The following is a 12,208-nucleotide window of genomic DNA, read 5'->3' as shown; positions in this document are numbered from 1 at the left end:
GCCAGAGGGAGGTCATCGGCGAGCTCTTCGCCGATGAGAGGTGACGTCGCCCCGGCGCCGTGAGCCGCGTCTCGCACGCGGCCGGCGCTGATCGTCGACCTTCCGTCACGGATGCCGCCGCGGCATCCGCCTTCGCACGACTCTCACCGAAGGGCATGCTCATGCACGCACTCACCGAAGCGCAGATCCGCGCCTCGCTCATCAACGTCACCCAGTCCGAACGCCGCAGCCTCACCCTGCCGTCCGACTTCCCGGACACGGACTGGGACTCCCGGCAGTTCTACGGCACCCGCGACCGCAAGCTGGCGCTGGTCGGCTACGTCGTCGTCGAGCTCGACGGCGAGCCCACCGGCCTGCTGCTGCGCCAGGCCGACACCCGGCCGAAGAGCCGCGCGCAATGCTCGTGGTGCGCCGACATCCACCTGCCGAACGACGTGCTGCTGTTCACCGCGAAGCGCGTGGGTGACGCCGGACGCCGCGGCGACACGGTCGGCACGCTCGCGTGCGACCGCTTCCAGTGCAACGACAACGCGCGCCGTCGTCCCGCGTCGGCCTACATCGGGTTCGACGTGGAAGCCGCGCGCGCGGCGCGCATCGCCGCGCTGCGCGCGAACGTCGAGGCGTTCGTCCGCAGCGTGCGCGACGGACGCTAGAGGCGGACCTACGGCAGCCGCGACATCCATTCAGTGGAATGGATGCGGGACGCGTAACGTTGCCCCCATCATGCAACGCTTCGGAACCCTCTCCTTCGGCCACTACGGCCCGCTCGGCGGCGGGCGCGAGCTCACCGCCGGCGACATGCTGCACCAGGCGATCGACCTCGCGCAGGGCATGGACGACCTCGGCGTCAACGGCGTCGCGGTGCGCGTGCACCACTTCGCGCGCCAGCAGGCCGCCCCCATGCCGCTGCTGTCGGCGATGGCCGCCAAGACGAAGCGGATCGAGGTGGGCACCGGCGTCATCGACATGCGCTACGAGAACCCGCTCTACCTCGCCGAGGAGGCCGCCGCCGTCGACCTCATCTCCGACGGGCGCCTGGCGCTCGGCGTGAGCCGCGGCTCACCCGAGACGGTCGTGCGCGGCTACGAGAAGTTCGGCTACACCGGGGCAGACCCCCGCGGGGCCGACCTCGCCCGCGAGCACATGGACCTCTTCCTCCGCGCGATCGACGGCGAGGGCCTCGCCGAGCGCGACGCGAACTCCCCCTTCGGCGGCGGCCACGGCCTGCAGCGCATCGAGCCGCATTCGCCCGGGCTGCGCTCGCGCGTGTGGTGGGGCGCGGGCTCGCGCGACACGGCCGAGTGGGCGGGGCGCACGGGCCTCAACCTCATGTCCTCGACCCTCGTCACCGAGGCGGACGGCCGCCCCTTCGACATCCTGCAGGCCGAGCAGATCGACCGCTTCCGCGCCGCCTGGGCCGAGGCCGGGCACACCGGCACGCCCCGTGTCTCGGTGAGCCGCTCCGTGTTCCCGATCACGACCGCGGAGGACGAGCTGTACTTCGGCCACAGCCAGGAGGGCGACGGCATCGGCTACATCGACGGCTTCCGCTCGACCTTCGGCAAGACCTACGCCGCGGCGCCCGACGTGCTCGTCGAGCAGCTGCGACAGGATGCCGCGGTCATGTCCGCCGACACCCTCATGCTCACCATCCCCAGCCAGCTGGGCGTGGAGTTCAACCTGCGGATCATCGAGTCCTTCGCCCGCCACGTCGCCCCGGCGCTCGGCTGGCAGTCCACCCTCGCCTCCGCGTAGGGAGCGGATGCGGAGGAACGCATCGGATTCGGACGGCGGATGCCACGGCATCCGAATCCGGTGCGCGTCTCCGCAGACGGGCATGACGTCCGGATCGGCGATTGACGCCGCGACGGGGATGATCGACGCTGGTGACCATGAGCCGCGTCCGCCTCGACCTGAACATCTCCCTCGACGGTTTCGCCACCACCACCGACCAGACGCCCGAGAACCCGTTCGGTGAGGACTGGATGCGGCTGACGCGGGACTACACGGCGACCCGCACCTTCCGCGAGCGTGTGCTGCACGACTCGTCGGGCGCCGGCACGACCGGCGTCGACGACCGCTACGCGATGCGCTACTTCGCCGACCTGGGCGCGGAGATCATGGGCGCCGGCATGTTCGGTCTGCACGAGCACGGCGACGACCCCGAGTGGCGCGGCTGGTGGGGCGAGGAGCCGCCCTTCCGCATCCCCGTGTTCGTCCTCACCCACACACCCCGGGCATCGATCGAGATGGCCAACGGCACGAGCTTCCACTTCCTCGACGCGAGCCCGCACGACGCCCTGGCCCGGGCGCGCGCCGTCGCCGGCGGCGGCGACATCCGCATCGGCGGTGGGGCCACCACGGCGCGCGACTTCCTCGACGAAGGGCTCGTGGACGACATCCACGTGGCGGTCGTGCCGATCCTGCTGGGGCGCGGCATCCGCCTGTGGGACGACCTCCGCGGGCTGGAGAACGGCTACCGCGTGACGTCGGAAGCGGCCGAGAGCGGCGTGACCCACATCACCTTCAGCCGACCGCCGGAGTGACCGCGCGCCGCCGTCGGTGCCGGACGGACGATGAAGGCGACCGCCGTATCCCCCCAGACCGGCGATCGCCCTCATCGATGCGCTGGCCGACTTCGGGCGCCGGCTCGCGTACTGACGACGCTACGTGGTTCGGCTCGTACGAGACAGCGATCGGCGCGAATCTTGCGGCATCCTCAACATTCACGCGCATACGACCCGGGAACGCCGTCCGAGGCACTCTCGGCCTGCGGAAATCTTGCGCAGATCTTGAGGTCGCCGATCTTGACGCGACGCCGACGCGAAGGTAAAAGCGTCGTCACCCGCCGGGCGTCACGGAGAGCCCGAGCACGGGGTACAGCACCGTGAAACCCTCCACGATCCCGAGCTTCAACGCGTCGCCGGTGTGACCGGCGCCGGGGATGTCGTAGCGCGTCACGGTCATTCCGGCCTTCTGCGCGGCGGCCGCGACGGCGTCGGCGTGGGCGCGATAGGTCGGATCGTCCGCTCCCGCGGTGAACACCGCGGTCATTCCGGCATACGTGCCCGCCGGCGCGGCGGCCAGGACGTTGACCGGCTTGGACGCCTCGAACGCGGCCGCGTCACCGCCGAAGATCGTCTTCGTGATGTTCTCCACCTGCTCGGAGCCGGGGAACGGCTCCCCCGAGATGTCCAGGATGTTCTTCCACAGTCCGGGGTAGTCGGCACCGAACGACAGCGCACAGCCGCCGCCGTTGGAGTACCCCGCGATCGTCCAGTAGGCGGGGTCTTGGATGATGTTCAGGTTCGCCTTGGCCCACGCCACCACGTCCTGCGTGACGTAGGTGCGGGCGCGGCCGTAGGCGCTCGAATCGGCGCATGCGGTGTCGTTGACCGCCGAGCCCACCTGGTCTGCGACGATCACGGTCGGCGCCAGGCCGTGGTTGCGCGCCGCGAAGTCGTCCAGCACGTCGCTGATCGCCGTCGGGTCGGGGTTGCCGGGGTGGCCCATCATCATGATCACCAGCGGCAGCGCCGGCGCGTTCGGGACGAGGGCGGCGGGCGGGAGGTAGATGCCCGCCGGACGCGCGTCGAACCCGGATGCCGTGGCGGGGATGTTCCGGGTTCCGCGCGTGCCTTTCTGCGGCATCCCCGCGGGCGGGACGAACGACTGCGCGAGCGGGACGGCCGGCGCCGCCCCGTTCGTGTTGTCGGCGTGCGGAAGATCGATGCTGTTGTCGACCGCGATGCCGAACAGCGTGCCGAGCGTCGGGTTGAGCCCGAAGGAGGCGTTGGCCCCGATCGTCGCGGAGACGAGGAAGCTGAGGACGGCCACCGCCGACACGATCCGCAGCCACGGACGGGCACCGACCATCGCCCCGATCGCCCATCCGGATGCCGCGAGCGCACCGGCCGCCCACTGGAGCACGAACGCGGGGAGCGGGTCGGCGCCGAACACCTGCGAGCGGTCCACGAGGTGCACCGCGAGCACCGCGAGGCCGGCCCCGGCGACCGCGCCGATCACCGCCCACAGGAGGGCGCGTCGATCCCACCGGCGCACGAGCACGACGGCGAGGAACACGGCGGCCACGGCGTGGACCACGATCGGAACGGCACCACCGATGATCGGCAACTGCCAGATCTGCATGCTCCGACTCTAGGGGCGCAGACCTGAGGTCGCGCTGAGCGGATGCGGAGCTTCCGCGGGACCGGAAGAAAGCGCCGGATTTCGGGGGTGGCGGTGGGGGGCGTCACCGTGAATAATGTGAGGTATGACCACAGGTCGCCCGGTTGGGTACAGCGCCATTTCCAGCTATTCACGTGTCGAGATCCTGCACCTCGTGCAGGAGCAGCCGCGTCGCACGATCACCGAGATCGTCGATGCGACGGGGCTGCATCCGAACACCGTGCGCGAGCATCTGCAGCGCCTGATCGACGAGGGATACGTCGTCTCGGCAGCGGAGCACCGCACGACCCGAGGGCGTCCGCGCGTGCTCTACAGCGTGGCCGACGGCGTGCGCGCCTCGAGCCCGATCCAGCGGCGCAAGGTGCGCGCCGCCGCCGAACGCGGCGACCTCATGCGGCGGGTGCTCCCCGGCGCGGCGCCCGAGCTCGACACCGACGCGCTGCACCAGGTCGACGCCCTGGTCGAGGACCTCATCGACGCCGGCTTCGACCCGCTCGTCGACGAGCGGGAGCTGACGGTCGACCTGACGCCGTGCGCGCACGCCTCGTCTCAGGCGGAGCACCGCGAGATGCTCTGCCAGGTGCACCTGGGCCTCATGCAGAGCGTGCTCGCCGCCGCCGGCGGACCGCTCGCGGTGGACGAGATGCGCCCCTCCTGCGACCCGCGCGAGTGCGTCGTCCAGCTGATGTTCGCCCCGGCCACGGCCTGATCAGAACCCTTTTCTTTTTCACGGCCCAGCGCCTCCAAGGCTGGGAAAACCCTGTGTAGCTTCAGTCTCGAAGAAGACTCCCACCCTCGGAAGGATGACGATGGACTTCCTGGATCCGCTGCTGCTCGCACGATGGCAGTTCGGTCTCACGACCCTGTACCACTTCATCTTCGTGCCGCTCACGCTCGGCATGTCGCTGTTCGTCGCCATCTTCCAGACGGTCTGGCACCGCACGGGAGACGTGAAGTGGCTGCACCTCACGCGCTTCTTCGGGAAGATCTTCCTGATCAACTTCGCGATGGGCATCGTCACCGGCATCGTGCAGGAGTTCCAGTTCGGCATGAACTGGTCGAGCTACTCCCGCTTCGTCGGTGACGTCTTCGGCGCCCCGCTCGCCTTCGAGGGTCTGATGGCCTTCTTCTTCGAGGCCACGTTCATCGGTCTGTGGATCTTCGGGTGGAACAAGCTGCCCCGCCGCATCCACCTGCTCACCATCTGGATGACGGTCGTCGGCACCTGGCTGTCGGCCTACTTCATCCTCGCGGCCAACGCGTTCATGCAGAACCCCAAGGGCTACCAGATGTCGGCCGCGGGCCACCGCGCCGAGATGGCCGACTTCTGGCAGGTGCTGACCAACCCGGTCGCCCTGACGCAGTTCCCCCACACGATCTCGTCGGCCATCATGTTCTCCGCCGGCGTCGTGATCGCGGCATCCGCGTGGCACCTCGCCCGCAAGCAGAACGTCGAGATGCTGCGCCCGGCGCTGAAGTTCGGGCTCTGGGCGATGATCGCCGGCTTCGTGGCCGTGTTCCTCTCGGGCGACCAGCTGGGGCTGGTGATGGTGCAGACCCAGCCCATGAAGATGGCAGCTGCGGAGGCGATGTTCAACACCGCGTGCGGCGCGGACGCCTCGTTCTCGATCTTCTCGATCGGCACGCCCGACGGCACCGGCGAGGTGTGGTCGCTGCGCGTCCCCTACGTGCTCGCCTTCCTCTCGACCCACGACTTCAACGGCTGCGTCGAGGGCATCAACGACCTCAACCAGCTCTACACCACGCAGCTGTTCCCGCAGTTCGCGGATCAGGTCGACGGCAACTTCGCCCCCGTCCTGTGGGTCACCTACTGGGCCTTCCGCTGGATGATGGGCTTCGGCCTGCTCGCCACGGCGATCGCCGTCGCCGGCCTGTGGGTGACGCGCAAGAAGGCGAAGCGCCCCGTCGCCGGCTGGATGTGGAAGCTGGCCATCTGGCAGGCGCCGCTGGCCCTGCTCGGCATCCTCGTCGGCTGGATCTTCACGGAGATGGGACGCCAGCCCTGGATCGTCTTCGGCCTCATGCTCACCGAGGACGGCGTCTCGCCCAACGTGCCCGGCTGGACCGTGCTGATCTCGCTCATCGCCTTCACCGCGATCTACGCGATCCTCGCGGTGGTCGAGTTCGGCCTCATCTTCAAGACGGTCAAGGAGGGCCCGCAGCCGCTGCCCGAGCCCGGTGACCCCGATCCGTCCGACGTCCCGGTCGATCAGACCCCGTCCACGGTCTACTAGGAGCTGACATGGACCTCGCCTATCTCTGGTTCTTCATCGTCGGAGTGCTGTTCGTCGGCTACTTCGTGCTCGACGGCTTCGACTTCGGTGTCGGCATGTCGCTGCCCTTCCTCGGCAAGGACGAGGTGTCGCGCCGCCAGGTGATCAACACGATCGGCCCCGTGTGGGACCTCAACGAGACCTGGGTCATCGTCGCCGGCGCCTGCCTGTTCGCGGCGTTCCCGGAGTGGTACGCGACGCTGTTCAGCGGGTTCTACCTGCCGCTGCTGCTGATCCTGCTGGCGCTCATCGCGCGCGGCGTCTCGTTCGAGTACCGCCACCAGCGCGACGACCTGCGGTGGAAGCGCCGCTTCGACGCGATGATCGTGGTCGGCTCGGCCGTGCCCGCCCTGCTGTGGGGCGTCGCGGTCGCGAACATCGTGCAGGGTGTGCCGATCGACGCCGACAAGAACTTCACCGGTTCGCTGTTCACGCTCCTCAACCCGTACGGGCTGTGGGTGGGCGTGACGACGCTGCTGCTGTTCTTCCTGCACGGCGTGTACTTCGTCGGCCTGAAGACCGACGGGCAGGTGCACCACGACGCGCAGGCGCTCGGCAAGAAGCTCGCGATCCCCACCGTGATCTTCGCCGCGGGCACGGTCGTCTGGACGATCTTCATCGCCGCGGGCCGCGAGGCGCCGCTGCTGTGGGCCGTCATCGCGTGCGGCGTCATCGCCGCGGTCGCGCTGCTGCTGTCGGTGTGGCTCAATATCGCCGACCGCGACGGCAAGGCCTTCGCCGCCGGCGCCGTGACGATCGTCTTCGCGGTGCTCACGCTGTGGCTGGCCCTGTTCCCGTACGTGATGCCGTCGACGACCGACGACGCGTTCAGCCTGACGATCTCCAACGCCTCCAGCACGACCATGACGCTGCAGATCATGTCGTGGGCCGCGCTGATCTTCCTGCCGCTGGTGCTCGCCTACCAGGCGTGGACCTACTGGGTGTTCCGCAAGCGCATCACCCGCTCGACGATCGAGAAGGCCGAGCTGGCCGAAGCGCACTGACACTCACCGCCGAGCCGCCACGTTCTGTTCGAGCCGACATGCTTCGGCCGGCCGGAACGTGGCGGCTCGGCCGTGTGATGGCGGCTCGCGGGGGATGAAGGATGAGGCAGGATCGAAGGATGGCAGACACACGCGTGCGACCCGTCGACCCGCGCCTGCTGCGGTATGCGTCGGCATCCCGCGCGTTCTTCGTCGCGATCGCCCTGATCGGAGCGGCGCAGACGGCCGTCGTCGTCGCGTTCGCCTGGCTGCTCACCCACGCGATCACCCGCGCGATCGAGGGGATGCCGTGGGCCGAGCTCACCGCGACGCTCCTGGCCCTCGGCGGTGTCGTGGTGGTGCGGGCACTGCTGCTGTGGGCGCGCGAGGTGCTGTCCGCGCGGGCCGCCGCGCGCGTGCAGGCCCAGCTGCGGGCGCAGCTGGTGGATGCCGTCGGCATCCTCGGCCCGGGCTGGCTCGCGGGACGCAACACGGCCCGCCTGGCCGTGACCGCGGGACGGGGGCTGGAGGCGCTCGACGCCTACTTCGGGCGCTACCTGCCGCAGCTCGTCCTCACGGCCATCGCGACGCCCGTCCTGCTGGCCGTCATGTGGTGGCAGGACTGGATCTCGGGGCTGACCGTCCTGCTGACCCTCCCCCTCATCCCCCTGTTCATGGTGCTCATCGGGCTCGCGACGCGCACCGTCCAGCAGCGGCAGTGGCGCACGCTCGGGCGGCTCGCCGCACGCTTCGCCGACACCGTCCAGGGGCTGTCGACCCTCACGGTGTTCGGGCGCCAGCACCGCGCGGCCGGCTCGATCGAGAAGGTCACCGACACCTACCGCACCGAGACGATGCGCGTGCTGCGCGTGTCGTTCCTGTCCGGCTTCGCGCTCGAGCTCTTGGCCTCGATCTCGGTGGCGATCGTCGCCGTGTCCATCGGCTTCCGCCTCATCGACGGGACGATCACGCTCGCCGTCGGCCTGTTCGTGCTGCTGCTCGCCCCCGAGGCCTACCTGCCGCTGCGCCAGGTCGGCGTGCAGTTCCACGCCGCCGCCGAGGGCGTGGCCGCGACGGAGGACGTGTTCGCGGTGCTCGACGAGGCCCGCGCGTCGGCGGCATCCGGCGGAGAGGCCGCGCGCGCCGCGGCGCCCGCGCTCCCTCCCGGGCCGCGGGGGCACCTCGTGGTCCGCGAGCTCCGCGTGCGCCGCGGGGAATCGACGCTGGCACCGGTCGACTTCGACGCCGCGCCGGGAACGATCACGCTTCTGGAAGGGCCGAGCGGCGCGGGAAAGTCGAGCGTGTTCGCGGCGCTGCTCGGCGCCGCCGGGTTCGACGGCACGGCCGAGCTCGACGGGATGCCGGTGAGCGCGCTGCCGTCGGCGACCTGGCTCGCGTGGGCGGGGCAGCGTCCCGGACTCGTCGCCGGCACGATCGCCGCGAACGTCGCGCTCGGTGACGAGGATGCCGATGCGGCCGCCCGGCGTGCCCTCGTCGTCCGCTCCCTGCGGATCGCGCAGGCGCACGAGCTCGACCCGGACCTCGATCTCGGAGTCCAGGGCGCGGGTCTGTCCGGAGGACAGGCCCAGCGGGTCGCCGTCGCACGCGCCGTGTACCGGCACCTGCGCGGCCACGCGTCGGTGCTGGCCCTCGACGAGCCCAGTTCGGCCCTGGATGCCGCGACGGAGGCCGCCCTCTGGCGCGGCATCCGCGAGCTCGCCGACGCCGGCGCGACGGTGCTGCTCATCTCCCACCGCCGCAGTGCACGCGAGATCGCCGACCGCGTGGTCGCCGTCACCGGCGCCGAGGTCACCCGCGCCGCCGCCCCCGCCGACTCCGCCGTTCCCGCCGTCTCCGCCGAGGAGGTGACGAGGTGACCACGACGACCGACGTCCTCCGGCGCGCGATGCCGTCGCTGCGACGGTTCTGGCCGGGCGCGGCCGCCGGCTTCCTGTCCGAGGCTTCCGCGGTCGCACTCCTCGCCTGCAGCGCGTGGCTGATCGTCCGCGCCAGCGAGCAGCCCCCCGTGATGTACCTGTCGGCCGCCGTCGTCGGCGTGCGGGCGTTCGCCCTCAGCCGCGCGGCCTTCCGCTACACCGAACGGCTCGCGAGCCACGATGCGGCCCTGCGCCAGCTCGCGGTCACGCGCACCGATCTCGTGCGACGGCTGATCCCGCTGGCCCCGGACGGCCTCACCCGCACCCGCCGCGGGTCGGTGCTGGGCGCGCTCGTCGACGACGTCGACGAGCTGCAGAACCTGCCGCTGCGGGTGGTGCTGCCACTCGTGTCGTCGGCGGCCGTCGCCCTGGGCGCCGTCGTGCTCGTCGCGTTCGTGTGGTGGCCGGCCGCGCTCACCCTCTTGACCTGCCTGGTCGTCGCGGCGCTCGTCGCGGTCGGCTGGGGATGGCTCGCCGGCTCGCGGGCCGAGCGGTCGATCGCCCCGCTGCGGGCCCGGCTCGCCGACGCCGTCCTCGACCATCTCGCGAGCCTCGACGTGCTGACCGCGTACGGCGCGGCCGGGCGCAGCGCGGCACGGATCGCCGCCGCCGACGCGGAGCTGCGCCGCGCGGTCACCCGCCGCGCCGGCGCGCAGGCGGGCTCGACGGCTCTCGTGTCGGTGCTGGCCGGTGCCGCGTCGCTGCTCGCCGTGCTCGCGACGGTGGGCGCCGTCGGAGACGGCACGATCACCGGTCCCGCCTTCGCGGTCGTCGTGCTCGTGCCGATGGCCGTGTTCGAGGTCTTCACCGCCGTTCCCGCCGCGGCATCCGCCTGGCGTCAGGTGCGCGCGGCGGCCGCACGCATCGCCGAGGCGGTGCCCGACACGGTGCCGGCCGGCATCCCGATCGCCACCGTCCCGGCGGTCGGCACGGGCCCCGATCTGGGCGACGGCATCGTGCTCCACGGCGTGTCGGCGCGCTGGCCGTCGGCGCAGGAGGACGCGCTGCACGACCTCGACCTGTCGATCGCCCCGGGCGAGCGCGTGCTCGTGGTGGGCTCCAGCGGCGCGGGCAAGACGACCGTGGCGCACGTGCTGGTCCGCTTCCTCGACACCGTGCGCGGGCGCTACACGATCGGCGGCGTCGACGTCGCCGATCTCGATCCCGACGACGTACGGGAGACGGTCGGACTGTGCGAACAGCAGCCGATGCTCTTCGACGAGGACATCCGGCAGAATCTTCTCTTCGCCCACGACACCGCGACGGATGCCGAGCTGGAGGCCGTGCTGGAGCGGGTCGGTCTGGGCGACTGGCTGCACGAGCGCGGCGGACTGGACGCGCGCGTCGGGGAGCGCGGCGCGCTCGTGTCGGGAGGGCAGGCCCAGCGCATCGCCCTGGCGCGGGCGCTGCTGCACGGCTTCCCCGTGCTGGTGCTCGACGAGCCCACCGCCGGTGTCGACGTCGACGCCTCGGATGCGCTGCTCACCGACCTGCTGTCGGCCGTCGGTCCCGATCGGGCCGTCGTCCTGATCTCGCACGTCGAGGTGCCGGCCGGACTCGTCGACCGCACGGTGCGCCTCGCCGGAGGTCGCATCGAGGCCTGACCCGGGCGCGCCGGATGCGGCTCAGCCGCCGATCGCGTTCATCCCGCGATGCGGCTGCAGGAACGACGGATCGTCGATCGCGTGGCCGGGGAGCTTGCCCGCGACGCAGTCGTGCAGCACGGCGTCGATCGCGGCGTCGTCGGAGCCGGCCGCGCGCAGCACGGGCAGCAGGTCGTACTCGTCGTTCGAGAACAGGCAGTTGCGCAGCTGCCCGTCGGCGGTCAGCCGCAGCCGGTCGCACGCGCCGCAGAAGGGGGCCGTCACCGAGGCGATGACGCCGACCGTCGCGGGACCGCCGTCGAGGAGGAAGCGCTCCGCGGGCGCTCCGCCCCGCCCGGGGATCGGATCGAGGGTCCACCGGGCGGCGAGAGCGGCGAGGATCTCGTCGCGGGTGACCATCTGCGAGCGGTCCCACGTGTGCCCGGCATCCAAGGGCATCTGCTCGATGAAGCGCATCTCGGCGCCGTGGTCGAGCGCGAAGGCGACCAGGTCGGCGAGCTCGTCCTCGTTCACGCCGCGCATGGCGACGGCGTTGAGCTTGAGCGGCCGCAGACCCGAGGCCGCGGCGGCGGCGATCCCCGCGCGCACCTCGTCCAGCCGGTCCCGCCGGGTGAGCTCGCGGAACCGCTCGCGGTCGAGCGTGTCGATCGAGATGTTGAGCCGCTGCAGTCCCGCCGCGACGAGGTCGGGCAGCACCTCCCCCAGCCGGATGCCGTTGGTCGTCAGGGCGATCTCGACGGGGCCGCTCGGACCCTCGATCGCCGCAAGGCGCCGCACGACGTCGACGATGTCGGCGCGCAGGAGCGGCTCGCCACCGGTGAGGCGGAACGTCGTGATCCCGGATGCCGCGGCCACCGCGGCCACGCGGACGATCTCGTCGGTGGAGAGGATGCTGGTGCGCGCGAGCCACTCGTTGCCCTGCTCGGGCATGCAGTAGGTGCAGCGGAGCGAGCAGCGGTCGGTGAGCGAGATGCGCAGGTCACGGTGCACCCGGCCGAAGCGGTCGACGAGCGGGGCGCCGGGCGCTGCCGGCGACGTCGACCGGGGCGCGGAAACGGCGCCGTCCTGTCGCGCGGCGTGCGTCGTTGCGCGCAGCGTGAGCGGGACGGCGACCATGCTCCGAGGCTACCCGCCCGATGGACGGCTCGGGCCGAGGGCAATGTTCTCTTGCGATTTTCGAAGTTTTGTTCTATTATGGAGGG

The 12,208-nt window shown here is 71.2% G+C and carries 10 protein-coding genes; 8 read left to right on the top strand and 2 right to left on the bottom strand.

Annotated elements, in window-relative coordinates:
• The first annotated feature begins 59 nt into the window (after positions 1–59).
• From MHO01S_RS11430 to MHO01S_RS11420, 3 genes are all read left to right on the top strand, one after another.
• On the top strand, positions 60–653 hold the full coding sequence (locus tag MHO01S_RS11430; protein WP_307131812.1) for an FBP domain-containing protein: 594 nt from the start codon (positions 60–62) through the stop codon (positions 651–653).
• A gap of 70 nt (positions 654–723) precedes the next feature.
• The gene (locus MHO01S_RS11425) at positions 724–1,755 is read left to right on the top strand and encodes an LLM class flavin-dependent oxidoreductase (RefSeq protein WP_060959974.1); all 1,032 of its coding nucleotides are present in this window, start codon (positions 724–726) and stop codon (positions 1,753–1,755) included.
• A gap of 137 nt (positions 1,756–1,892) precedes the next feature.
• Positions 1,893–2,546, top strand: coding sequence for a dihydrofolate reductase family protein (locus MHO01S_RS11420; protein ID WP_061782334.1), 654 nt, complete (start codon positions 1,893–1,895; stop codon positions 2,544–2,546).
• A gap of 295 nt (positions 2,547–2,841) precedes the next feature.
• On the opposite strand, the gene MHO01S_RS11415 is transcribed toward MHO01S_RS11420, so the two are convergent.
• Positions 2,842–4,149: an alpha/beta hydrolase gene (locus tag MHO01S_RS11415; protein WP_061782333.1), complete on the bottom strand. Its 1,308-nt coding sequence runs from the start codon at positions 4,147–4,149 to the stop codon at positions 2,842–2,844.
• Positions 4,150–4,273: 124 nt separating this feature from the next.
• Here MHO01S_RS11415 and MHO01S_RS11410 point away from each other — a divergent pair, with 124 nt between their 5' ends.
• From MHO01S_RS11410 to cydC, 5 genes are all read left to right on the top strand, one after another.
• Positions 4,274–4,897, top strand: a complete 624-nt coding sequence (locus MHO01S_RS11410) for a helix-turn-helix transcriptional regulator (RefSeq protein WP_060959971.1) — start codon at positions 4,274–4,276, stop codon at positions 4,895–4,897.
• 100 nt (positions 4,898–4,997) lie between these two features.
• Positions 4,998–6,443, top strand: coding sequence for a cytochrome ubiquinol oxidase subunit I (locus MHO01S_RS11405; RefSeq protein ID WP_060959970.1), 1,446 nt, complete (start codon positions 4,998–5,000; stop codon positions 6,441–6,443).
• 8 nt (positions 6,444–6,451) lie between these two features.
• Positions 6,452–7,486, top strand: coding sequence for a cytochrome d ubiquinol oxidase subunit II (gene cydB, locus MHO01S_RS11400; RefSeq protein WP_060959969.1), 1,035 nt, complete (start codon positions 6,452–6,454; stop codon positions 7,484–7,486).
• Between the two features lie 119 nt (positions 7,487–7,605).
• Positions 7,606–9,342, top strand: a complete 1,737-nt coding sequence (gene cydD / locus MHO01S_RS11395; RefSeq protein ID WP_082808079.1) for a thiol reductant ABC exporter subunit CydD — start codon at positions 7,606–7,608, stop codon at positions 9,340–9,342.
• Positions 9,339–11,006 (top strand): thiol reductant ABC exporter subunit CydC, encoded by a 1,668-nt coding sequence (cydC, locus tag MHO01S_RS11390; protein ID WP_060959967.1) that lies wholly within the window; start codon positions 9,339–9,341, stop codon positions 11,004–11,006. Before cydD ends, cydC begins: the two co-directional genes overlap by 4 nt.
• A 21-nt stretch (positions 11,007–11,027) precedes the next feature.
• Here the strand turns inward: cydC and moaA are convergent, their stop codons facing one another.
• Positions 11,028–12,122, bottom strand: coding sequence for a GTP 3',8-cyclase MoaA (gene moaA / locus MHO01S_RS11385; protein ID WP_060959966.1), 1,095 nt, complete (start codon positions 12,120–12,122; stop codon positions 11,028–11,030).
• Positions 12,123–12,208 lie beyond the last annotated feature (86 nt).

Origin of the sequence: Microbacterium hominis NBRC 15708, from assembly GCF_001592125.1 — a bacterium.
Taxonomy (GTDB): Bacteria; Actinomycetota; Actinomycetes; order Actinomycetales; family Microbacteriaceae; genus Microbacterium; species Microbacterium hominis.
The sequence above is the reverse complement of the archived record's forward strand: the minus strand, read 5'-3'. Positions and strand labels throughout refer to the sequence as shown.